We start from the raw sequence: 23847 nt of genomic DNA, 5'->3' as shown, positions 1-23847 counted from the left end.
GATCCCGTCGCCGTGTGGCCGGTCAGGCCGTTGCCAGATCCTCCGGCCTTGAGCGCATGCGTCTCCGGCAGAATGCTTCAACCCAACCACGACAGGCTCTAGATGCTCGGAAGAACCGCCTCCTCTCTGTTCTGGATGTCGCGCTACAACGAGCGCACCCAGAATGTCACCCGCCTCCTGGATGTCGCCTATCGCGGTGCCATCATGTCCCATTCGGGACAGGAGGACGGCGCCCACTGGACCTTCGCGCTCGCCAACACCGGATGCGAGAGCGGCTACCAGGAAAAATACGACGAGCTGCACATCCGCCACATGATCGCCTACATGATCTTTTCCAAGGAAAACCCGACCAGCGTCCGCTCCTGCCTCGAACTGGCGCGCAACAACGCACGCGCCGTGCGGACCGGCATCACCGCGGAGCTGTGGGAAGCGATCAACACGACCTGGATCGAGTTCGTGGAAGTCAGCCCGCAATCCGTGACCCAGGATAAGCTTCCGGATTTCCTGGCCTGGGTGAACCAGCGCGGCCATCTGTTCCGGGGCGCGCTCCTGAACACGATCTTGCGCGATGACGGCTATTTCTTCAGCCAGATGGGTAATTTCGTGGAACGGGCCGACAACACCGCGCGCATCCTCGACACCCAGTACTGGTCTCTTCTGCCCGACAATAACATCATCGAGGACGGCGTGGCGGAACGCTATCAGTGGTCGGCCATTCTCAGGGCCCTTTCCAGCCGCCGCAGTTATCGGTTCGCCTATCCCAATTCCCGGCTGAACGCCTTCAACATCGCGGAGTTCCTGATCCTCAGGTCCGAGATGCCGCGCTCGCTGGCCCATTGCTGCGACTGGATTGCGGACACCGCCGAGGACCTGGCACAGTTCTACGGCTCCCGCGAGCCGAGCCTCGACATGGCGGCGGACCTGACCCGTGAGCTGACCGAAAAACAGATGCATGAAATCTACCGGCAGGGACTGCACGAATTCCTGACGGACTTCATCGGGCGCAACAACCAGTTCGCCCATCAACTGTCATTGGATTACAATTTCGCCTAAGGTCTGTGGAGAACCGGAATTTGGTCGAGGTCCGAATGCAAACCAGTCAAGTCAAAACGCACATTCATGGCCGCCGCGGCCCTTGCGCACGGCCGTCCGGAGCAGCCAGGACCGGATCTTGCCACCTGCCCCGACAGGACGCTGTTCCACATCAGACATTTCTCATTGACCCCTTGCCCGGTGCCGCATGCGATTAACCGTCCGTCATACCACCCGCTACCGTTATGAAACGCCGCTGGCCAACGCCATGCAGCAGCTTCGCCTGACGCCTGAAAGCGGCCCCGCCCAGAAAATCGTCGACTGGTCGATCGAGGCTCCCGGCATCGAACGGGCGACCACCTACAAGGATGCCTTCGGCAATCAGGTCCACATGGTGTCCCGGTCCGAACCTGTCGAGGACGTGGAAATCACCGCAACCGGAACCGTCGAGACATCCGACACCAGCGGGGTCATCGGCCATGAGCCCGATGCGGCCGCGCCGCCCCGGATCTACACGAGGGTCACCCCGCTCACACAGGCCAACCAGGCGATCCGCAAACTGGCGGCGAACGCGGAAGGCCATGACAAGATCGCCGGGTTTCACGACCTCATGCACGCGATCCGCGACAAGGTCGAGTACAAGGTCGGCGTGACCGAGACCCACGCGACCGCAACCGCCGTGCTTGCAGCAGGCGAAGGCGTCTGTCAGGACCATGCCCACATCTTCATCGCCGCAGCCCGGTCGCTCGGCATGCCCGCGCGCTATGTTTCAGGATATCTGCTGCTGGAAGACGAGCAGGCCTCGGAAGCCCATCACGCCTGGGCGGAGGTGCTGATCAACGGCCTTGGATGGACCGGATTTGATATATCCAACGCTATGTGCCCGAACGATCGCTATATTCGCTTGACGGTGGGCCTGGATTCCCGTTCTGCTGCCCCGATCAGGGGGATCCGTTTCGGCGGTCTGGAGGAAAACCTGCGGGTTGAGGTTGATGTGGCGCAGGTCGCCTTCCAGCAACAGCAGCAATAAAAGTCATTCTTCCGACGCCGGCTCCGGACTTCTCCAGACGGATTGTTCCCGAACATTGCCTGAAGGGCTTGCGAATGACCTATTGTGTCGGCTTGAAACTGGATCGCGGACTTGTGTTTGCCTCCGACACGCGCACCAATGCCGGGGTCGACAACATTGCAACGTTCAAGAAGATGCACAGCTGGCAGGAGTCCGGCGAGCGGGTGATCACCCTGCTGTCCGCAGGCAACCTGGCCGTGACCCAGGCTGTCATTTCGTTGCTGACCGAACACATCACCTCGGCAGACGCAGATCGTGCCACCCTGATGACCGCCAAGACCATGTTTCAGGTGGCCCGGCTGGTCGGCAGCGCGGTGCGGGAAGTCAAGGCGATCGACGGCGAAGCCCTTGCGGCGAGCGCCGACAACTTTTTCGTCACCTTCATTCTGGGCGGCCAGATCAAGGGTGAGGAACCACGCATGTTCCAGGTCTACGCCGCCGGCAACTTCATCGAAGTCTGCGAGGACACGCCCTTTCTTCAGATCGGCGAGCACAAATACGGCAAACCGATTCTGGATCGCGTTACCCGCGCCGACATGCGTCTTGGCGAAGCCGCCAAACTGGTGCTTCTGTCCTTCGACAGCACCGTGCGTTCCAACCTGTCGGTCGGCATGCCCATCGACATGCTGCTCTACAACACCGACAGTTTTTCCACCGAGCGTCAGGTGCGAATCCAGCAGGACGACCCCTATTTCCAGAAACTGTCGAACGGCTGGTCCGAAAAGCTCCGTCAGGCCTTTGCCGAAATTGAAGAATTCGAAGTCTGATCCCGACTGGGGCTGTCAGCGCAACGTCACAAACGGACGATAGAAGCGGACCGGTCCCTTCCGCAAAGTGAGCAATCATGACCACGTCCAGCGCCGTTCCCGAGCCTGACACCGTCTCCTGGACCCGGGAGCCGGCGCAAGAGCCGCTTGACGAAAACGATGCCGCGCTGAAGGCGGTCCGCGACATGATCAAGGCGGGCAAGCGGGCCCCGCTCGTGGACATGCTCAAACGCTGGGATCCGGTTAACGTCATGCAACTGCTCACGCGGCTCAGGCTGAAACAGGCCCGCAAGCTGTTCCAGTGGCTGCCGGCCAATCCGTCGATCAAGGTGGTTGCGGAACTGCGCCCCGAGTTCCGCTCCATCCTGATGGAGGAATCGACGCTCGAGCAGTTTCGCGACATTCTTGCCGGACTTGACCCGGAAGACGCGGTCGAGATCCTCAACGAGTTTCCCGACGACGTTGCCGAGGAACTGATCGCCCGCCTCCGCGACGTGGAAGACATCGGCACGCGCGGATCCTATGCCGACGACACGGCCGGCCGGGTGATGGCCCAGAAATTCGTTGCCCTTCCTGAGGATTGCACGGCCGATGAAGCCGTGTCACAGATGCGCGAGCAGGCCGACCGGATCCGCAAGGTCTTCACCGTCTACGTCACCGACGCGTCGGGCAAGCTCGTCGGCACGGTGGAGGTCGGCAAGCTTCTGCTGGCACCGCACGACACGCCGCTCGGAAAAATCATGAACAGGGACGTGATTGCCGTCTCTGCAGATACCGACCAGGAAGAGGTTCTTCGCCTTGCCCGCAAGCGCGACATGCGCACGGTTCCTGTCGTCAGCGGAGACGGTCATCTGCTCGGCCGGATCACGCCGAAGCAATTGACCCGGATTGCGTCGGACGAGGCCAATGAGGACATGCTGCTGATGAGCGGCGTCTCCGCGGAAGCCCGCTCGGACGACACGGTCCTGAGGATCGTCAGGGGCCGTCTGCCCTGGCTGCTGGCCGGACTTGTCGGCGCCAGCGTCGCCGCGACCGTCGTCGGCTCCTATGAGGACCAGCTCGCCGAAGCCGCGATCCTGGCCGCCTTCATCCCTGTCACCATGTCCATGGCCGGCAATGCCGGTCTCCAGGCGTCCGCGGTCGCGGTCCAGGGGATCGCCACCGGAGCGCTATGGTCGGGCGACATCTTCTACAGGCTCCTGAAGGAAATGATGGCCGCGCTGTTCAACGGTGCCGTCGCCGGGATTATCCTGGGCTGCCTCGTGCTGCTGGCCTCCCTCGTGGTGCCGCTGGAAGCCCCGGAGCGTCTGGCTCTGGCCACGTCCCTGTCGCTCCTGTGCGTCACCACCCTGGCTGCAACTGTCGGCGCGAGCGTCCCGATCATCCTGGACAAGATCGGCGTCGACCCGGCCATGGCCATCGGCGTCTTCATCACGTCCTCCAACAACGTCCTCGGCGTGCTCATCTTCTTCCTGATGGCGACCACGTTCTATCTGGGGTGAAGGCGGCTTAAATACGCGGTGGTGTTTTCAGATACAGTCTATGAAGGTTCCTGGGTCCCCGCTTTCGCGGGGATGACAAACTGTTTATTGTCTGCGTCACAATCGAAAATGACGGCGCATGCGACGACATTCCTATTTTACGTATATTCTTGCCAGCAAAGCGGGTGGCACCCTTTACGTCGGTGTAACGAACGATTTGGTTCGAAGAACCATGCAACACCGAGAGGGTTCAGCCAGCAGCTTCACAAGGCGCTATAAAGTCCACAGGCTGGTCTATTTCGAAGCACACACGGATGTTGAATATGCAATCAAGCGCGAGAAGAATATCAAGAAATGGAAACGCGCATGGAAGATTGAGCTCATTTCCAAATTTAATCCGGATTGGCACGACCTTTTGCCTGGTTTGCTAAAGTCGGGTGACTGAAAAAATCCTTGTCATCCCCGCGAAAGCGGGGACCCAGGAAACTTCATAAGCCGCAATTTCAGGAAGGCAGCTCCCGCAATTCTCTCGCGAAACGCCTTCACCCTTCCCGCAGGATCAGCACCGCGGCATCAAATTCCGTTCGCTTGTAGGCGCGCAGGCGGGTTGCTTCGGCGTCTTCGCCCCAGCGTTCGATGGTGAAGTCCTCTTCCGCGTGGGCGGCGGACCAGACGCTGTCCGGATCGAGATGGCCTTCGGAAAGGGCAAGGGCAAGCAGGGCCGAGCCGGTCAGGCTGGTGACGGTGTGCAACGCGGCCAGGCTCAGGGGGCTTCGCGTGTCGATCCGCTGCCGATAGGCGGCAAGAAGAGCATCGGGCTGCGGTGCGTGTATCAGTCCCTCGATCAGTACGAAGCGCCCGCCGAGCAGACTGCCGGCCCAGTCGACCACGGGGTCCCAGAGGCGGTGCTGCGTCTCGACCAGGCTGTCGGGATCATCGGCGCGATAACAAAGCGCATCGTTTCCGGCGAACCGCGTCACCTCATCGGCCACTTCTGCGAAGCGGACGCTGACCGCGTCCTGGGCCGAATTGGCGAGCCGGGTCAAAGGCATGACAGCCGGGTTGATTTCCTTTTCCTGCGCTTCCCATTCGGCGGCAACCGCCGCGCCGAGCGCTGCGCTGGGCAGCAGCAGCGTCGCCTTGCCGGGGGTCTTGACCGGGCGGCCGTCCAGATGGATGGCATAGCCGCCATCGACCGCGACATGCGCCGCTTCCTTGTAGAACCGCTTGGGAAGTTCACGCCTGGACAGGTCCCGCGCGCGCTGTTCGGGATCCTTGGCAGCGTCTTCCTGCAAGACTTCAATAAAGTCACGCATCAGGTTGTTTCCTCGTTGAACTTCAACATTTCCGAGACAGCCGCATCCAGCTCGCCGTAATGATGGACAAGACGGTCCGCTCCGGTTTCGTTCAGCCGGCTGTGGTCGTGATAGCCCCAGGTGACGCCGAGCGCATGCGCACCGGCCGATTTGGCCATGGCCATGTCGAAGCCGGTGTCGCCGATCATCAGCGTCCGTTCCGGATCGGTCCCCGTCTCCGCCATGGCCCTCAGCAGCATGTCGGGATGCGGCTTGGAGGGCGACGTGTCCGCCGTCTGGAAGGTCACGAACCGGCCGGACAAATCGTGGATCTCCAGCATGTGGCTGACCCCGCGCATGGCCTTGCCAGTGGCAATCCCGAGCAGAACATCCTCCCTGGCGTGGAGCCTGTCGATCGCCTCGCGGGCGCCCGGGTACAGGGGATCGACGTCAAGCCCCTGCTGACGGCGCGCGACCTTCGACTGCCGGTAGGCCTCGGCCATGGCCGGCACCTTGTCCAGGCCGGACGGGCCGACAAGATCGGAAAACGCGTTCTCAAGCGACCGGCCAACGATCGACAAGGCCGTTTCCCGATCCGGCATGCCAAGCCCGACTGCGTCGAAGCCCACCTGCAATCCGTGCAGGATCGTGTTCTGGCTGTCCACCAGCGTGCCATCGACGTCAAATACGATCAGGTACATTGAGGGCCTATCGGAAGACTGGAAATTGCGGTTCCGCATGTGCCGGGTTTTGACCCAAGCGTCAAGGCCCGCCGTCCGTTTCGCTGCGCGCGCAGGCAATTCCCGAGAAATTCCGGGTCCCCTTAAGCAGTTTCAACGATAGGCAAGGACTTCCCTGCTGCGCGGCAAAGTGACCCGCAATCTTTGGATATCGCGAAAATTGGAAAAGCGCCTGAAAATTGCCCCTTTATTCTTGCAATCGAGCGCTCACCCGGCACTTAGGATCCTGTTAACCATGTTTCTAAACACACTGGTCACCATGATCGACGACAATCCCTGATGTGGGTGGGCAGGATCGTCTGGCGCAAGATGGCTGCCGGCAGATTTGAATTTGGGACCGCGGCCGGTACGGCCGGCGCGACAGAGTGGTTTTGTCTGCATGCAACGCAACAGCAATTCAACTGGCCGGAACAGGCTCACCAGGGACAGCAAGAGCGGCCGCGCGTTTTATACCGTGCTTGCCGGTGCCACCCTTTTGATCTCGAGCTTCGCGGTGACGGTTGCGCATCTGGGAACGTCGCTGACATCGGCCCACTTTGCCTCCGACACGCGGACCGCCGGGCAACTGACACTCTCGCAGGCCGGACCTGACAAGGCCCTCCCCTTGCCTGCACAACCCGGACCCGCGCCCCGAGCGGCCGCGAACGTCAAGGTAACAGCGCTGTCTTTTCAGCCACCGCGCGACAGCGCACACGCAAGCATATCCATCGATCTGGCTGACGCGCGCAGGATGGCGGCCGCAACCGGACAGCTCAAGGCCCGGCAAGCCGCAAAGGCGGCTCTGGCACGGAAGCTCGCACGGCTGAAACTGGCCCGCACACTGCTTGCCGCACAGACCCGTTCCACGTCCGGGTCCGAATTCGGATCCGCGGAAACCGGAACGCAAGCCGCCGGTTCCGGCATTTCCGTTGCCATTGCCGTGAACCAGAGCGTGGGTACGGGCGCGATCGCGGACACCGATGTCATCGCCAATTCCGCGCCGGCCGTCATGGCAAGCCTGGCAACGCCGGCCATCGGCCGGCCGGGCGCGATCCTGCCACCGGCGCCCGACACAAAGCCCGCCGCTCCGCGCAGGACGTCAGCCACAGCCCGGCCCCGCCGAACCGCGCCGCCGGAAGAAACCGCGCCGGTCCTTGCCTACGCACGGCCGGGCAATCCCGAGGACGATGAGAGCGGCGTCTTCGGCGGGCTCGGCAAACTCTTCGGCGGCCCGAAGGGCGGCCTGCCCGGACCGGCCAGCAAGGTCGCGGTCTACGACATCAGCTCCGCCACCGTGCATATGCCGGACGGCACCAAGCTGGAAGCCCATTCGGGCATCGGCCACCGCATGGACAATCCGAAATACGCCTATGTGAAGAATTACGGCCCGACACCGCCGAACGTCTACCGGCTGCGCATGCGCGAGCGGCGCTTCCATGGTGTCGAGGCCATCCGCATGCTGCCGCTTGACCGCGCCGCCATGAAGGGCCGTGACGGCATGCTGACCCACACCCGCCTGCTGCGCCGCTCGATCGGGTCTCACGGCTGTGTCGCCTTCAAGGACTACAACAAGTTCCTGAAGGCCTTCAAACGCGGCAAGGTCAAGACACTGATCGTCGTTCCGTCCATGGAAAAACTGCCGACCTACTACGCCCAGCACCGCAGAAGCACCGGCGCCTAAAGCACTCGACTCCGGTGGTGGCAAAGGCTATGTGAAACGGCCACGCCAATCACCTTCCGGATCCGCACTTGACCAAGGTCCTTATTCTTCTGCTTTTTCTGGTTGCCGCGATCCAGGTGATCAAACCGCTCGGCTGGCCGGGTTTGAAGAAACGTTCCGACGCCTGGAAACTGGTCGCCGGTGTCGTCGCAGTCACCTTCGCCTCGGTGATCCTGACCGCACTGTTTCACGGGCTGTAAGACCCGTTCCCGGCGCAGTTCCATCGAACGAGACACGCTTCCGGCCGCAATGACGACACCCTCTCAAACCACACTTCATCTGCTTTGCGGAAAAGTCGCATCCGGCAAGTCGACGCTGGCCGGACAGCTTGCTTCGCACCCCTGCACCCTTCTCCTGAGCGAGGATGCCTGGCTCTCCGGTCTGTATTCCGGCGAGCTCCGCACACTCGCGGACTATGTGCGATATTCCGCCCGTTTGAGACAGACGATTGCGCCACATGTCATCGAGTTGCTGCGGAACGGGACGTCGGTGGTTCTCGACTTCCAGGCCAACACGCGGAACAGCAGACTTTGGATGCGCCGCCTCATCAACGAGGCTCAATGCCATCATCAGCTTCACTACCTCGACGCCCCCGATGAGATCTGCAAGGCACGGCTTCTCCTGCGCAACGCTGAAGGCACCCATGATTTCAATGTGACCGAGGCACAGTTCGACAAGGTGACGGCTCATTTCGAGCCGCCTTCCGCGGACGAAGGCTTCAACCTGACGCGCTACGAAACCATCCCCTGAACGCCGGCGGGATCATCGCGGCTAGCGCTTGTTGAGCGCGTCGTCCGGATCGTCCGTTTCCGGATCGTAGTCCGAGGCATCGAACCCCAGAAGGTTCCAGGTCTGCTGCATGTGGGGCGGCAGCGGCGCCGAGACGTCGATCTGGCCGTGGCCTGAAGGGTGCGGGATCACGATCCGGCGGGCGAGCAGATGCAGCCGGTTCTGGATACCGCCCGGCAGCTCCCAGTTCTCGATGTTGAAATACTTGTCGTCGCCGATGATCGGAGTGCCGATATGGGCGGCATGGGCCCTGAGCTGATGGGTCCGTCCGGTGACCGGTTTCAAGGTCACCCAGGACAGTTTCTGCGCGGACTGCTCGAACACCGAGTAGAGCGAGACGGCGTGCTGTGCCTCGTCGTCGCCCTGACGGGCCACCCGCATGCGCTCTTCTTCCTCGTCGCGTGCCAGGAAGGTCGAGATACGGCCCTGCTTGGGCTTGGGCACGCCTGCCAGCATCGCCCAATAGATCTTGCGGGTGTTGCGGTGCCGGAACGCCTTGGTCAGTTCCTGCGCCGCCTTGCGCGTCCGCGCCACCAGAATGATGCCGGACGTCTCCCGGTCGAGCCGGTGGACCAGACGCGGCTTGTCGCCTTTCTGGTCGGTGAAGGCCTCCAGCATGCCGTCCAGATGGCGCTTGAGCCCGGAGCCCCCCTGCACCGCCAGTCCGGCGGGCTTGTTGAGAACCATCACCTGACTGTCCTCGAACAGCAGCATGTCCTCGATGGCCTTGCGGTCGTCGTCGATCAGCTTGGTGGATTTCGGCCGGGCATTCCTTTTGTCGTTGGCGGGCAACTCGACGCCGAGCGGCGGAATGCGCACCATCTGGCCCTTGGCGATGCGCGTGCTTGCCTCCACGCGCTTGCCGTCAACCCGCACCTGGCCCGTGCGCAGCAGTTTCTGCAGGCGGCCGAAGCCCAGCCCCGGATAGTGGGCCTTGAACCAACGGTCGAGGCGCATGCCCGCCTCATCGGCGGTCACATGTTTCTGTTCAATCGCGGACATGTTGTTCTCAATTTTGGCGGCAGGGGATTTTTGCGGTCCCGCGCGGTCCAGGGCCCCGCGCCTGGAAGGCGCCGGAGCGAAAAATCGTTCCGGAGCGTATAGGCGCAATTGCCGTCAAAGGGAAGGGAAAGTTAGGAACCGACCTGGCGCATGATTATCAGTCCGGCGAAGACCGCGGTGATCGACAGCAGCACCGATGCGGCGACATACATGAGCGCAAGGTGGGTATCGCCCCGTTCCCACAAAACGGCGGTATCAAGGGAAAAGGCCGAGAACGTTGTAAAACCGCCGAGTATGCCGGTTGCGAAGAAATAGCGCAGCGACTGAAGACCGCCGGTTGCGGTCTCGTGCTTGACCAGCCAGCCGATGAAGAGACCCATGACCAGCGATCCGATGATATTTACGCTGAGCGTGCCGAGAGGAAATCCCGGTCCGAACAGCCTGAGCATCACCATCGACACCAGATGCCGTCCACCGGCACCGATACCACCGCCGAGCATTACAAGAAGAAGATGGTTCAAATCCTGGCCCCATTCGACGGAGAGATTTTACGGCGGGCGCCCGTGCCACCGGATCATTCGCCGGGCCTGGCACCGGATCTGGCACCGACTTCCTTACGCCGCCGCCCCGGACGTGCGTCGGACCTGCTGAAGGTCATCCCGACTGGTCCGGATCAGGGTGCGGGACCCCGGTCTCGGGTGACCGGCAGACCCGGGTTGTTCCTTCAGCAAAGCCTTTGCAGTGCGGCGGGTCAATCCGTCATTTGACGGCCCCGAACGGGACCATGACACGGGGTCTATTCGCCCGGAGCCGGGGTTTTGGCATCCTTGTCCTCACCCATGTGCTCGAACACCTTGACCTGATCGTCATATTTCGGATCGATGGTGCCGCAAACCCGGTCCCAGAACGAAAAGAAATTGGCGAAATTGTAGCGGAACCGGGAATGATGCTGGTCATGGAAAGTCACGCAGACCATCGGCGACGGCATCCGAGACATCGGAGACGCCCAGAACTCAAATCCGGAATGACCGATGGTTCCGTTGAAATGATCCCACAGGCGGTGAACGATCAGAACCGGGATCGCGATCGGCAGGAAGATCACGATCCACAGGTAGTAGCTCTGCATCACGAAGGCATCGACCAGATCGTCGGAATAGGTGCTCCACACCGTCGGTGCGACGGACCGGTGGTGCTCGGCGTGAAACCGGTACATCACCTTGGTGTGCATGAACCGGTGCGCCCAGTAGAACCAGGTGTCGTAAGCGACGATGGAGACCGCGAACATCAGGATGACGGACCACCAGGACAGCTCCAGCGGCGACACCAGCGTCCAGCCCTTGAGCGACAGGAAGATGCCACCCGCGAGACAGCCCGCGGTCACAGTCAGCGACAGCACGCTCGCGCGGATTTCCTTCCACATGCGCTTTTCGCCGCGCCGGTTCTGCTGAATGCGCCGCTCGGGATGCCGGTTCTGGATCTGCACCAGCACCCAGCCGGTGGCGAAATACAGGAACACGTTGATCACGTAGACGGCCGCGTAAATCGGCAGAAATTCCAGCAGAACGGTCAGGGCCTGATTCAGCATGATTTTCCTTAAAGTCCAATCGGTCGGTTGGCTGGCACAGCGAGAACGCACAAGAGGCGAAAAAATGTGCGGGCTTACCCGGTTGCCTTGATTTTTGTGTCTTCCGTTTCCGGAATCTCGCCGGTTTCTTCCATCGAGCGCACCAGCGCATCGTATTTGGGGTGGACCGTACCGCAGAACCGGTCCCAGAAAGAAAAGAAGTTACCGTAGTTATAGTGGAATTGCGAATGATGCAGATCATGGAACGTCGTGCAGATCAGCGGCGAGGGAAACCGCGACGACCTTGATGCGAAATATTCGAACCCGGAATGGCCGACCATTCCGGAGATCTGGTCGAACAGACGCAGCGCAAACACGCTGAGCGCGGGAACCGGCAGCACGAACCAGACCAGAAAATAGAAAAAGTGCTCGATCAAGGTATCGACCGTGGTCGAGCTGTCATTGCTCCATACGGTCGGCGCTATCGAGCGGTGATGCGGCACATGGTACTTGTAGAGCGCCGGCAGGTGCAGCAGCCGGTGGCCCCAGTAGAACCAGGCATCGAACAGCACGAAGCAGACCGCGAACATCAGCGGGAACGACCACCAGGAAAGTTCCAGCGGCGCGAACAGCGTCCAGCCCTGGCCCTGCGCGAAAAATCCGGCGGACAGGAGCGCGGACGAGGTCGCGAGCGCCGACATGGACGCGCGGATTTCCTCCCGCTGACGCTTGAGGCCGTCGCGGTGCTTCTGGATACGCCGATCCGGATGGGACGCGTTGATCGCCAGCACGGTGAACCCGGTGACGAAATAGACCGCCACCATCGCCAGGTAAGTCAGTGCGAACACCGTGAGATAGTCGATCAGAAGGTCCATCACGCCTGATCCTGCTTGCCCGCATAAAGCGCTTCGAAGCCTTCCACCTTGTCGTCATAGGTCGGATGGATCGTGCCGCAGTACCGGTCCCAGAAGGAGAAGTAGTTGGCGTAGTTATAGACGAAATACTGGTGATGCTGATCGTGGTAGAGCGTGCACAGCAGCGGCCACGGCTTGCGCGCGCTACGGCTGGCGAAATGTTCGTAGCCGCAATGGCCGATGGCCGCGGAAACCTGGTCGAACAGGCGGTGTCCGAGGAACACGAGCGGCGGCATCGGAACCACGAACAGAACCAGGGCGTAATAGGAATGCGCGAAGATCGTATCCACACTGGAGCCGGCATCGTTGGACCAGACGGTCGGCGTAACCGTCATGTGGTGCGGCTTGTGAAACCGGTAGAACAGCTTCGTATGCAGGATCCGGTGTCCCCAGTAGAACCAGGTGTCGTGAAGCGCGAGCGACACGACGAAGAACAGGGGCACGGACCACCAGGACAGGGCAACCGGCGCGAACAGGGTCCAGCCGCGCATCTGCGCGTAGAGACCGATGGACAGGCAGATGCTGGTGATCGCCAGTTGCCCCATGGAGGACCTGATGTCCCTGAGAGCATCGTGGGTCGGCTGCCGTTTCTGAATTTTCCGGTCGGGATGGCGCTTGTTCAGCGCCGTCATCGTCAGCCCCGTCGTGAACAGCACGCACAGGCTGATGACGTAAAGCCCCGCGAACAGGGCAAAAAATGCCCCGGCTCCCGTCCCGATTGTCGCAAATACAAAATCCATGAAGTCCCTGGTCCGTCCGGTTGGCGCCCACGCCTCCTGTGGTTAGCCAAACAGCGGACCTCACGTCAAGGAAACACTTGCCGATTTGTCGGCCCGTCCGCCTAAACCTCTTCGGCAACATGTTCGAAATCAGGGAAGACGGAACGGACCAGCTTGTCGATCCGCTCGATTTCTTCCGGAATTTCAGTGAGTTTGCTCCGTTCCTCTTCCAGGATCGCGAGAAAGATGCAGGCCCTGGCCTGATTGACCTGAGGCTGCGGCAAAGTGCCTTCCCCGGCTGCGGACAGAACAATGCTGACCAGCCGGTCAGCAGCGTTCAACCGTCCCCAGAGGTAATCGTGCTCGCGCCAGCCGCGATTGAAGAAGGCACCGAAGGTATTCAGCGACTTGCCCTTGAGATCGAACCCTTCCGTATAGAGGCTGGCGGCATCCGTCGGGCTGATCCGGTCGACCAGGATTTCCGTCACCTCGGAAAAATCATTGCGCTGCAGGACAGGAAACGTGATCAGGTCGAAAAAGCCGAACCCGATATAGGAGCGCATCAGCGACAGGTGGCGGTCCCGGTCGAGCAGACTACGCGCCGTTTCCGAAAACACCTCATCCTGCAGTCTGTCCAGATCGGCCAGCCCCATCCTGTCCGTGAAGGACGCGAGCAGCGGCGCGACATGCGCACCGGCGGTGCTGGCACCTGCCTCCACGTCGCGCAGAAAAGCGGCGGCCAGTTCACGGCTGTTCGCGCCGAAGAACGGCTCTTTCCAGCGCCAGCCCAGATGATCGATCTGCTCGTAAAGCAGACCCTTGAGATGATCGAGCGCCTCCGTGTCGGGGGGCGCGATCGTGCCGTCGCGCTTGTGCTGGTAAAAACCGTTGAGCTTGCGGATGGCAAAACGCAGCCGGCGGATCCTGTAGTCAATATCCAGTCCGCGCAGAAGGCCCACGATGACCGGGTCGGTCCTGCCCAGCACATCCCCGCTTTGCGCGACCAGAGCGTTGAAGTGATCCGATATCAGCCCCAGCAGCGTTTCTTCATGATTGCGCGCCTCGTCCGGCCCGCTCAGCCGGACGGTCAGCCGCGCCAGCCGTTCGGCCAGCGAATGCAGTTTCAGCGACTGATAGTTCAAAAACGCGAAGCCGGCCTGTTCGAAAGCCGCCACCGTGGCCTGCCTGCGGCACCTGGACAACAGTTCGGGCGTCACCTTCCGGCGCCGTGGAAGGAGGCCGGACACCGCCTGATCGACCGCCGGTCCGGCGGAATCGATCAACTGGGACAGCCAGCGGCTGCGCCGGTTGTTCTGTTCCAGTTCCTTCAGGTCGTCGCCAATCGGCTCGTTGCGGGGAATATGGGCGAGCGAGGCCAGGATCACCCGGAAGAATCCCGGCAATTCGCTCGCTCCGGCACCGCCTTGCGTGTGCTCGACCGGCGCCGGATCGACATAGATCAGACGCCGGGCGACTTCGCGCGCCGCCGGTTTGTCCTGGATGACGTCCAGCACCGGAGCGAACGGTTTGTTCATCACCACACTGCCGTCGACAAAACAGTGCCGGCCGGCCGTGTCGGCATCGAGCTGGAACCCCCGGGCAAGAAAGGCATCCCGGTTGCGCCAGCTCTGCTTGTGACCGGCCAGAACCCGCTCCATCTCCGCGACCGTCGCCGGCGGAAAAGCGCCGGGAAAAGAGGACGTCGCCCGCGCCGCGAACACAAGATCGGGAATGTTGTCGCTATCGAACTGGCTGTTGACTGAACCCGGCATGCGATGGTCCGCGCGGAAATTCAGGATCCGTCGATGATCCCATTCCTCCACGAAATCAGGATCGTCCAGGTGAATCCGCCGCCTGACACCATTGTAATCGGTGATGGTGACGAAGAGATCCAGCGTCTGGCCCCGCGGAATGAGGCTCTGGCCGGCGCGGGCATCCTTTTCCATCTCCCGGCAGGCATCGAGCATCCAGCTGATGAAACGCTCGCCGGAAAACGGTGGCGAGAACCAGCGCGCCTGCATGAACAATCGCAGCTTTTCCCGGGTTTCCGGGCTTTCTATCTGCTTCTTGAGCCGAGACGAAATCATCTGGTCCAGCATCGGCGAAATCGAGATCTTCAGATAGCGGGACAGACCGGATTGAGGCCGCGCCAATCGCGTGACATCGGCATTTTCGAGCCACATCCGGCTGTGGCTGTCGAGGGGCAGGTCGTGGGTGATCGCCCGCGCCAGCATGATGCCGTTGACCCCGCCGGCCGAAGCGCCTGCGATGGCATCGACCACGACCCGGATGTCGGCCACCGGTGACAGCAGATCAAGAAGATCGTGGAAGGCGTGCTGTACCGGCGTCAGATCCCGCTCGCCGTTCTCCGGCGGCGCCTTGCGCGCCTTCCGGTCGAGCCGGATACTTGAAGCCCTGACCAGGTTCAGGACCTCACGACTGACACCGTGCATGTAAATGGCCAGGGAAACACCGCCATAAAGCACAAGTGCAAGTCTGAGCTCTATTTCTTTCATGCAATCACCGCAATCCTGTCGGTCCGGCACGTGGCCCGGTACCTGTCGACAACTGTCAGGTCCGAGATCACGCGTATTCGCGAGGTAAAAACCGCGCCGCGAATTCATGCTGTCCTACGTCAATTCCAGCCGAACCGTGTGCGAAGCTTGTCCGGTATGGAACTTCCCTGCCTTGAAAAACGTTTTTTTGATCGTCCACAGGGAATATGAGGCTAGGATAGTCATTACTTTTACGGCTGATTCTTAAACAATCGAGACTATAAGCCGACCAACTGGCCCGATCACAACATCGCAGACTGAAATGGCAGAGAGTAATAACAAATTGGTGCGACACTCGGCTGCGAACAAGACTTCCGCGGACCCTGCCCCTCTTGACGTCCTTGAGGAAGAAAACGCGTATCTGAGATCCGAACTTGAGGACCTCCGCCTTCTGTACGAGGCCACCATCGAACATGGCGAAGCTGTCGAAGATCAGCTCGCCAACCAGTCCAGCCGTCTTGAGAATCTGTCCAGGCAACTCGCCAAATATCTGTCGCCGCAAGTCTACAAGTCGATCTTCGACGGCCGCCAGGAAGTCAAGATTGCCGCGACACGCAAGAAGCTCACCGTCTTCTTTTCCGATATCGCGGATTTCACCGAGACCGCCGACAGGCTGGAATCGGAAGAACTGACCTCGATCCTCAATCAGTACCTGACCGAAATGTCGCATATCGCGCTCAAGCACGGTGCGACGATCGACAAGTATGTCGGCGATGCCATCCTGATCTTTTTCGGGGACCCGGAGTCGCGCGGGGTGCCCGAGGACGCGCTGGCCTGCGTGCGCATGGCCATCGAAATGCAGGAGCGCATGACGCAGCTCCAGGATGTCTGGCGCGCGGCCGGCATCTCCAGGCCGCTCAAATGCCGCATGGGCATCCACACCGACTATTGCACTGTCGGCAACTTCGGCAGCGACACCCGGCTCGACTACACGATCATCGGCCGCGGCGTGAACACCGCCTCCAGACTGGAAAGCCTGTCGACGCCGGGCTCGATCCTGACCTCCTTCGAGACCTATTCCCAGGTCCAGGATCACATCACCTGTGTCGAAAACGGCGAGATCACGGTCAAGGGCATCGCCTATCCGGTCACCACATATGAAGTGATCGGCCTGAAAGAGCCCGCGGCGGTCCGGCAGACACCCGATCTGCCTGCCATAACCCGGCAGCTTGGCGACCTTGCCGTGGGCCTGCCGGACTCCATCAGCCCGCAGGACCGCGACAACCTGAAGAAATCCCTCCAGAGCGCTCTGGACCGCCTGAAAGCGGACTGAGCCGCGGTCCGGCAGACCGCCCGTTCTTCCCCGTCCGACCCGTCGGCCTGGCTCCTGAAGCTTCCGCTTCAATGCAGAGGTCCTTCAGCCGCGCTCCTTGCGCAGCTTGTCCCAGTATTCCAGGCGTTTTTTCAGATCCCGCTCGAAACCACGCTGCGGCGGATCGTAGTAGCTCTTGCGGCCCATTTTCTCGGGAAAATAGTCTTGGCCGGAAAACCCGTCCGGAGCGTCGTGGTCGTACTGATAGCCCGTCCCGTAGCCTTCTTCCTTCATCAGCTTGGTCGGCGCATTCAGGATATGCTTGGGCGGCAGCAGCGACCCGCTGGACTTGGCGTCGCGCATGGCCGCCTTGTAGGCCACATAGGCCCCGTTGGACTTGGGAGCCGTCGCCAGATAGATGACCGATTGCGCGAGCGCCAGTTCCCCTTCCGGTGAGCCGAGCATCTGGTAGGCGTCGCGGGCGGCGTTGGCCTGCACCAGGGCATTGGGGTCCGCAAGACCGATATCCTCGACCGCCATGCGAATGAGGCGGCGCGCCAGATACATCGGATCCTCGCCACCATCGAGCATGCGGCAATACCAGTACAGCGCGGCATCGGGATCGGACCCGCGCACGGACTTGTGCAGGGCCGAGATCAGATTGTAGTGGCCGTCGGCGCCCTTGTCGTAGATCGGCGCGCGCCTTTGCACGATTTGCTGCAGACGCTCCGCATCGAATATCTCGTCATCGTCCGCCGCCCGCCAGACATCCTCTGCCAGCGTCAGCGCGGACCGCCCGTCACCATCGGCCATCCGCACCAGCACCTGCCGCGCCTCCGCGTCCAGCGGCAGCGGACGCTCCTCGGTCTCCTCCGCCCGGCTCAGCAGACTGTCGATCGCTTCCCGGGACAGGGAATGAAACGTCATCACGTGCGAGCGCGACAGCAGGGCCGCATTGAGCTCGAAGGACGGGTTTTCGGTCGTGGCACCGACCAGCGTGATCGTGCCATCCTCCATCACCGGCAGGAAACTGTCCTGCTGGGCCCGGTTGAACCGATGGATCTCGTCGACGAAAAGCAGCGTCGCACGGCCACTCATCCGCCGGGCCCTGGCCGCTTCGAACATCTTCTTGAGATCGGCGACCCCCGAGAAGATTGCCGAGATCTGCTCGAAGGCAAGGTCGGTTTCGGTGGCCAGCAGACGGGCAATGGTGGTTTTGCCCGTTCCGGGCGGCCCCCAGAAGATCAGCGAGCCGAGCGTGCGCGTTTTAAGCATCCGCGTGAGTGTGCCGTCCGCACCCAGCAGGTGATCCTGGCCGACCACGTCCGCAAGACGCGTCGGGCGCATCCGGTCCGCAAGCGGTCTCGGTCCGGCCGTGCTCAATCCGGATGCTTCGAAGAGATCGCTCACCCGGCCCTCAACCCCGCAAGGTGATCTGGGACACCTTGCCGTCGCGCTCGATGTCGAGGCGCCACACGCGCGGCGGCGTTTTGGTGATCGTCTCGAGCATCCGGGTCGTTTCGACGGACTGACGGTTGATGGTGCGGATGATATCGCCCGGACGCAGACCCACACGATCCGCCGCGCTTCCGCGCCGCACTTCCGAGATCACGACCCCGTCATACAAGCCCTCAAGGCCGAGTTCCTCGGCGACCGCCGGCGACAGGTTCATTACCGTGGCGCCTTCGAACGGCGAATAGTCGGTGAGCTCCCGTTTGTCCCGTGGAACCGTTTCCGGTGCAGGAACAAGGGGCACCGTCAGCGTGACTTCCCTGTCCTCGCGCAGAACGACGAATTCAGTGGTTCCACCGGTCATTTTCGTGGCGAAGCGATAGCCGAAGGAATTGGGATCGGTCACTTCCTTGCCGTCAACCGCGATCACCAGATCGCTCACCTGCAAGCCGGCCTCACGCGCCGGCGATCCTTCATGCACCGACGTGACCAGCACGCCCCGGGGGCGTTCAAGCGACAGCGCTTCGGCAATCTCCGCGCTGACCAACTGCACCCTGGCGCCCAACCAGGGCCTTTGGACCTTGCCGCCCTGATCCGCCGCCCTGGCCACGAATCGGGCCATGTGCGCCGGGATCGCGAAACCGATGCCGTTGGAGCCGCCGGAACGCGAGAATATGGCTGTGTTGATGCCGACAAGCTTGCCGGTCATGTCGACGAGCGCGCCCCCGGAATTGCCCGGATTGATCGCGGCATCCGTCTGGATGAAGAACTGGAAATCGGTGACCCCGACCTGGGTGCGCGCGGTCGCCGACACGATGCCCTGGGTGACTGTCTGTCCGACGCCGAACGGATTGCCGATCGCCAGCACGATATCACCGACCTCAAGGCTGTCGGATTCGGCGAAGGCCGCATGTTCAAAAGGCCCCTCGCCGCGGATCTTGAGCACCGCCAGATCGGTGCGCTCATCCAGCAGCACGATGTCGGCATCGAACTCGCGCCGGTCATTCAGCGCCACCCGGACCTCGTCCGCATTCTTGATCACGTGGTGATTGGTGATCACGGTGCCGTCGGCCGAAATGATAACACCCGATCCGAGCGAGGATTCAACGCGCTGCCGCGGGCGGTTGAAGCCGCCGCCCGGCTGACCGAAAAAACGGCGGAAAAAAGGATCGTCGAAAAACGGCGAGGTCTGCTGCTGCTGAACCACCTTGCGGCTGGCATAGACGTTGACCACTGCCGGTGCGACGGCTTTCACGATCGGCGCGAAGGACAGCTTGATCTGGGCTTCGCTTTGCGGGACCAGGCGCAGGTCCTCGGCAGAAGATTGCGCGGATGCGGCGGTGGCGCCGAGGAGGCCGGCGAGGCCCACGACGAGCCCCGCGACGAAACTGGAGCGCAAAGTGCCGTATTTTGCCGGACGCATGGCGGATGCCTTTTCTTCGATTCTACTCATGTTCATGGCGATACATGGCAGATAGGGAGGAATGGAGGCAAATACAAAAAACAACGGGCCGCCGAATTACCGGCGGCCCGTTCCTTCAGCCGAAACCCGGCTGTGGATCGCGGGAGGCGTGACCGGAAACGGTCTAGCCTCCCGATGTGTGCGAACGTCGTCCTAGGCCGAGCGCACCTGAGTCAGGAAGCTGCGGACCTCCTGATCGAGTTCGTCGGCCTGGTTGGCCATGTCGGCCGCTTCTTCGGTGAAGTTCTGGGCCGCCATGTTGGTGTCGTTGGACAGCGCCGACACGTTGCGAATGTCTTCGGTCACCTTGGAGGTGCCTCCGGCCGCCCGCTGGGTGTTTTCGGCGATCCCCTGAGTGGCATAGCTCTGCTCGGTCACGGCAGCCGCGACATCGCTCACCGACTTCGTGATTTCGTCGATGGTCTTCTGGATATCGCCGATGGCATCCACCGCGTCGTCCGTGGCACCGCGGATCGCGTCGATCTGCTGCTGGATCTCGCCGGTGGCCTTGCCGGTCTGCGCGGCCAGGTCCTTGACCTCGGACGCAACGACCGCGAAGCCCTTGCCTGCCTCACCTGCCCGCGCCGCCTCGATGGTGGCGTTCAGAGCGAGAAGGTTGGTCTGGTCCGCGATATCCGAAATCAGCGTGACAACCTCCCCGATCCGGTTGGCTGCTTCCGCAAGCGACCTGACGGTGTCGTTGGTGGTCTCGGCGCGCTTTGTCGCCTCGGCCGCCACACTGGAGGAGCGCTCGATCAGGTTGGAGATTTCCTGGATCGAACTGGACAGCTGATCGGAGGCAACCGCGATCGATTCGACTTCCGCCAGGGTTTCTTCCGACATGGTCGCGGCATTGGCCGAGGTCTCGCCCGCGGTGTCTGTCATGGTGCGCATGGAGGTTGCGGATTCCCGCAGCTTGGCAGCGGACCGAGCGACCTTGTCGACCACGGTGCCCACCGTAGCTTCGAAGTCGCCCGCCAGGCTTGCCAGCATTTCCTGACGCTGGTCGGCCTGCTGCCGGGCGGCATCGGCTTCCTCGGCAGCGCGCCGCTCGTTATCATCCGCAGCATTCTGACGGATCTGCAGCACGGCACGGCCGATGTCGCCGATTTCATCCTTGCGGCTGGCAGCCTTGATCTCTGCGCCCAGATTCCCAGAGGCAATCGCGTTGAGCGCGCCCACCAAAGTGGTCAGGGGACCGGTTATGGAGCGCGAGAACAACAGGGCGATGACGGCAGCGACCGCAATCGTGGCCAGGGACCACATGAACATCTGGTCGCGCATGTTGGTGACCGCGGAAAGCGTTTCCTCGACACTCTTCTCGGCGACAATCGCCCAAGTCTGCCCCTGGAATTCGAGCGGTCTTGCGACCACAAGATTCTCGGTTCCGTTCATGCCTGTAACGATACCGGCGGCATCCGTTCCGGCCGCCGCGGTCAGCACAGGCGCGGCGGTGGTGGTGGCGACAAGGGAAGTCGGTTCGCTGGCCAGAGGCATGTCAGTCAGCAGGAGCCCGTCCGCATTGGTGACATAAACCTGCCCCGTTTTTCCCAGGTCTTCGCGGCCTCCCACGACATTGTCGAGAAATTCGGAATCGAGCCTGACCACTGCAACACCGCTCAGGCTGATGGTGCCGAAGGAATTCATGAACACCGGCGAAGCCAGGAACAGGGAGCCGCTGTCTCCGGCCGGAGCGTAGGACTGGAAGTTGCTGGAAACGATTTCACCGATCTGAAGATCCTTGGCCTGGTTGTAAACCGTCTCCAGGGCTGTGCCCTCGGCGATGCTGCCCTCGCCCAGCTTGGACAGGAATTCGTTCCCCTTGGTGACACTGTAGAGGACCAGGCCCTCGGGATCGATCAGATAGATATCGGCATAACCGCCGCTCTTCCAGACGTTGTAGAGTGCCGGATGCGCCTCGGTATGGCGCCACGCATACATCGTTTTCTGTTCCTTGCCGGTCAATTCGGCGCGCTCCTCAGGCGTCTGAGGCGACTGGAACAGAGCAAGGATCTCATCCTTTTCCTTGGCGATGTTCATGGTGGCATTGCCAAGATTGCTGAGCGGATCGGAGACGCTCGAAGCAAGGTTGACCACTTCATCTTCCGCGGCGCTCAGAACCGACTGCAACAGCGCCGATCTGGCCGCGATGACCATGTCGAGTTCGGCTTTCGCCGCCTTTTCCAGCCCGTCCCGACCAGTAAGGTATCCAATCACCCCAACCGCCGCACAGGCTGCGACTGTCACGACGATCATGAGTGTCGGGATGATGAACGAAAGGCGAAGAGAAAGCCCACGCTTCCGCCCAGCGGAATTCTTTTTACCAATCACGATAATACTCCCCAGCGTCTGGCACCCCTTTCCGAGGCACAGCGGGACCCTAGGCAGTTTTCCTTAATTCATTGATAATTGGAAACGACAAGTTGCAAGTGCCTTGCGATTGACAACCGGTTTTCCGGACACAAAAAAGGCGGGCAAATCGCCCGCCTTTCCAATTTCTTTCGAAGCGACAAAACTTACGCAGCGTTCTCTGCGGCTGCCTCGGCTTCGACGCGGGCGCGGTCTTCGGCGCCACGCGCTTCCGGGTCCCGGTCGACCAGCTCGATGACGGCCAATGCGGCATTGTCACCATAGCGGAAACCGGCTTTCAGAACGCGGGAATACCCGCCGGCACGGTCCTTGTAGCGCTCGCCGAGCGTATCGAACAGCTTGGCGACCATGGCCGCATCGCGAATCTGCGAAATGGCCTGGCGGCGTGCATGAAGACCACCGCGTTTGCCCAAAGTGATGAGCTTGTCGATGATCGGCTTCATTTCTTTGGCCTTGGGCAGCGTCGTCACGATCTGTTCGTGTTTGATCAGCGACGCTGCCATGTTCGCGAACATAGCCTTGCGGTGGCTAGAGGTCCGGTTGAGCTTGCGGCCGGATTTACCGTGGCGCATGGCGCTCTCCTTTTCCTATCGGGCAGTCTGCACTTTCGGCACTTTCCCGGTTGAGCTGATAGGGACGCGTACGTCCCTTAGTACTGATGGTCTTCGTAGCGCTTGGCGAGATCGTCGATGTTCTCCGGCGGCCAGTTGGCCACTTCCATGCCGAGATGGAGACCCATCTGGGCGAGAACTTCCTTGATCTCGTTCAGCGACTTGCGGCCGAAATTCGGGGTCCGCAGCATTTCTGCTTCGGTCTTCTGGATGAGATCGCCAATATACACGATATTGTCGTTCTTCAGGCAGTTTGCAGACCGGACAGACAGTTCCAGTTCGTCGACTTTCTTCAGAAGCGCAGGGTTGAAAGCCAGTTCCGGGACAGTGTCCTCGGCGACTTCGCGCTGCGGCTCTTCGAAATTGACGAAGATGGACAGCTGATCCTGCAGAATGCGCGCTGCGAAAGCCACAGCATCATCCGGCTTGACGGAACCGTCGGTTTCGACGGTCAGGGTCAGCTTGTCGTAGTCAAGAACCTGGCCTTCACGGGTGTTTTCCACCTTGTAGGACACTTTCTTGACGGGCGAATACAGGCTGTCGACCGGGATCAGGCCGATCGGAGCATCTTCGGGGCGGTTGCGGTCCGAAGAATGGTAGCCCTTGCCGGTGTTGACGGTGAACTCCATGCGGATTTCAGCGCCTTCATCGAGCGTGCAGAGCACCAGTTCCGGGTTGAGCACTTCCACGTCGCCGACGGTCTGAATGTCTCCGGCGGTCACAACACCCGGCCCCTGCTTGCGCACGACCATGCGCTTGGGTCCTTCGCCTTCCATGCGGATGGCGATTTCCTTGATGTTGAGCACGATGTCGGTGACATCTTCCCGGACACCCGGGATCGACGAGAACTCGTGGAGAACGCCGTCGATCTGAACCGCGGTCACGGCCGCCCCCTGCAGGGAAGACAACAGAATGCGGCGCAGGGCATTGCCCAGGGTCAGCCCGTAGCCACGCTCGAGCGGCTCGGCAACAACGGTTGCCAAGAAGCGCGGGTCCTCACCCGGCTTGATCTCGAGTTTGGTCGGCTTGATCAGTTCCTGCCAGTTCTTTTGAATGGTCACGTTTTCGTCCCTT

21 protein-coding genes and 1 pseudogene are annotated in these 23847 nt (G+C 61.4%); 9 read left to right on the top strand and 13 right to left on the bottom strand.

Annotation, left to right across the window (positions count from 1 at the left end):
* Window positions 1-102 precede the first annotated feature (102 nt).
* From AC0VX3_RS13115 to AC0VX3_RS13095, 5 genes are all read left to right on the top strand, one after another.
* On the top strand, window positions 103-1053 hold the full coding sequence (locus tag AC0VX3_RS13115) for an alpha-E domain-containing protein (RefSeq protein WP_348146580.1): 951 nt from the start codon (window positions 103-105) through the stop codon (window positions 1051-1053).
* 187 nt (window positions 1054-1240) lie between these two features.
* Window positions 1241-2062, top strand: coding sequence for a transglutaminase family protein (locus AC0VX3_RS13110; RefSeq protein ID WP_475525057.1), 822 nt, complete (start codon window positions 1241-1243; stop codon window positions 2060-2062).
* 74 nt (window positions 2063-2136) lie between these two features.
* Window positions 2137-2868: a proteasome-type protease gene (locus AC0VX3_RS13105; RefSeq protein WP_475525056.1), complete on the top strand. Its 732-nt coding sequence runs from the start codon at window positions 2137-2139 to the stop codon at window positions 2866-2868.
* 77 nt (window positions 2869-2945) lie between these two features.
* Complete coding sequence (gene mgtE, locus AC0VX3_RS13100) at window positions 2946-4370, top strand: magnesium transporter (RefSeq protein ID WP_475525055.1); 1425 nt, start codon at window positions 2946-2948, stop codon at window positions 4368-4370.
* Window positions 4371-4488: 118 nt separating this feature from the next.
* Window positions 4489-4794 carry a GIY-YIG nuclease family protein gene (locus AC0VX3_RS13095; RefSeq protein ID WP_475525054.1) on the top strand — a complete coding sequence of 102 codons (306 nt, stop codon included), beginning with the start codon at window positions 4489-4491 and terminating at the stop codon, window positions 4792-4794.
* Between the two features lie 97 nt (window positions 4795-4891).
* Here AC0VX3_RS13095 and AC0VX3_RS13090 read toward each other — a convergent pair whose 3' ends face one another.
* Window positions 4892-5665 carry an ATP12 family chaperone protein gene (locus AC0VX3_RS13090; protein WP_475525053.1) on the bottom strand — a complete coding sequence of 258 codons (774 nt, stop codon included), beginning with the start codon at window positions 5663-5665 and terminating at the stop codon, window positions 4892-4894.
* Complete coding sequence (locus AC0VX3_RS13085; RefSeq protein WP_475525052.1) at window positions 5665-6345, bottom strand: HAD-IA family hydrolase; 681 nt, start codon at window positions 6343-6345, stop codon at window positions 5665-5667. Before AC0VX3_RS13085 ends, AC0VX3_RS13090 begins: the two co-directional genes overlap by 1 nt.
* A gap of 418 nt (window positions 6346-6763) precedes the next feature.
* Between AC0VX3_RS13085 and AC0VX3_RS13080 the strand changes: the two genes are divergently transcribed.
* The 3 genes from AC0VX3_RS13080 to AC0VX3_RS13070 all read left to right on the top strand — a co-directional run bounded on the left by AC0VX3_RS13080 (window position 6764) and on the right by AC0VX3_RS13070 (window position 8833).
* Window positions 6764-8044: a DUF2778 domain-containing protein gene (locus AC0VX3_RS13080; protein WP_475525051.1), complete on the top strand. Its 1281-nt coding sequence runs from the start codon at window positions 6764-6766 to the stop codon at window positions 8042-8044.
* Window positions 8045-8112: 68 nt separating this feature from the next.
* Window positions 8113-8283: a hypothetical protein gene (locus tag AC0VX3_RS13075; protein ID WP_342892504.1), complete on the top strand. Its 171-nt coding sequence runs from the start codon at window positions 8113-8115 to the stop codon at window positions 8281-8283.
* A gap of 49 nt (window positions 8284-8332) precedes the next feature.
* On the top strand, window positions 8333-8833 hold the full coding sequence (locus tag AC0VX3_RS13070) for a P-loop nucleotide/nucleoside kinase family protein (protein WP_475525050.1): 501 nt from the start codon (window positions 8333-8335) through the stop codon (window positions 8831-8833).
* A 21-nt stretch (window positions 8834-8854) separates the two neighbouring features.
* Here AC0VX3_RS13070 and AC0VX3_RS13065 read toward each other — a convergent pair whose 3' ends face one another.
* From AC0VX3_RS13065 to AC0VX3_RS13040, 6 genes are all read right to left on the bottom strand, one after another.
* A complete protein-coding gene (locus AC0VX3_RS13065) occupies window positions 8855-9874 on the bottom strand; it encodes an RluA family pseudouridine synthase (protein WP_342892502.1) in 1020 nt (339 codons plus the stop codon).
* Between the two features lie 131 nt (window positions 9875-10005).
* The gene (gene crcB / locus AC0VX3_RS13060; RefSeq protein ID WP_475525049.1) at window positions 10006-10395 is read right to left on the bottom strand and encodes a fluoride efflux transporter CrcB; all 390 of its coding nucleotides are present in this window, start codon (window positions 10393-10395) and stop codon (window positions 10006-10008) included.
* A gap of 275 nt (window positions 10396-10670) precedes the next feature.
* Window positions 10671-11459: a sterol desaturase family protein gene (locus AC0VX3_RS13055; protein WP_475525048.1), complete on the bottom strand. Its 789-nt coding sequence runs from the start codon at window positions 11457-11459 to the stop codon at window positions 10671-10673.
* 74 nt (window positions 11460-11533) lie between these two features.
* Entirely contained in the window at window positions 11534-12313 is a 780-nt protein-coding gene (locus tag AC0VX3_RS13050; RefSeq protein WP_475525047.1) for a sterol desaturase family protein, read from the bottom strand.
* The gene (locus AC0VX3_RS13045; RefSeq protein WP_475525046.1) at window positions 12313-13092 is read right to left on the bottom strand and encodes a sterol desaturase family protein; all 780 of its coding nucleotides are present in this window, start codon (window positions 13090-13092) and stop codon (window positions 12313-12315) included. Before AC0VX3_RS13045 ends, AC0VX3_RS13050 begins: the two co-directional genes overlap by 1 nt.
* A 101-nt stretch (window positions 13093-13193) precedes the next feature.
* The gene (locus tag AC0VX3_RS13040) at window positions 13194-15587 is read right to left on the bottom strand and encodes a patatin-like protein (protein WP_475525045.1); all 2394 of its coding nucleotides are present in this window, start codon (window positions 15585-15587) and stop codon (window positions 13194-13196) included.
* Window positions 15588-16074: 487 nt separating this feature from the next.
* On the opposite strand from AC0VX3_RS13040, the pseudogene AC0VX3_RS13035 reads away from it, so the two are divergent.
* Window positions 16075-16899 (top strand): annotated as a pseudogene (locus AC0VX3_RS13035) (adenylate/guanylate cyclase domain-containing protein); the annotation flags it as partial.
* Window positions 16900-16983: 84 nt separating this feature from the next.
* Here the strand turns inward: AC0VX3_RS13035 and AC0VX3_RS13030 are convergent.
* From AC0VX3_RS13030 to AC0VX3_RS13010, 5 genes are all read right to left on the bottom strand, one after another.
* Window positions 16984-18288, bottom strand: a complete 1305-nt coding sequence (locus AC0VX3_RS13030; protein WP_348146542.1) for a replication-associated recombination protein A — start codon at window positions 18286-18288, stop codon at window positions 16984-16986.
* Between the two features lie 7 nt (window positions 18289-18295).
* Entirely contained in the window at window positions 18296-19783 is a 1488-nt protein-coding gene (locus AC0VX3_RS13025; protein ID WP_475525044.1) for a DegQ family serine endoprotease, read from the bottom strand.
* Between the two features lie 162 nt (window positions 19784-19945).
* Window positions 19946-22009, bottom strand: a complete 2064-nt coding sequence (locus AC0VX3_RS13020; protein WP_475525043.1) for a methyl-accepting chemotaxis protein — start codon at window positions 22007-22009, stop codon at window positions 19946-19948.
* A 299-nt stretch (window positions 22010-22308) separates the two neighbouring features.
* Window positions 22309-22734 carry a 50S ribosomal protein L17 gene (gene rplQ / locus AC0VX3_RS13015; RefSeq protein WP_342892494.1) on the bottom strand — a complete coding sequence of 142 codons (426 nt, stop codon included), beginning with the start codon at window positions 22732-22734 and terminating at the stop codon, window positions 22309-22311.
* A gap of 77 nt (window positions 22735-22811) precedes the next feature.
* On the bottom strand, window positions 22812-23834 hold the full coding sequence (locus AC0VX3_RS13010) for a DNA-directed RNA polymerase subunit alpha (protein ID WP_094071083.1): 1023 nt from the start codon (window positions 23832-23834) through the stop codon (window positions 22812-22814).
* Between the last annotated feature and the right edge of the window lie 13 nt (window positions 23835-23847).

This window comes from Roseibium sp. QJM3NY_11, from assembly GCF_056173175.1.
Note: the sequence above shows the minus strand (reverse complement) of the source record. Positions and strands in the feature narration are given on the sequence as shown.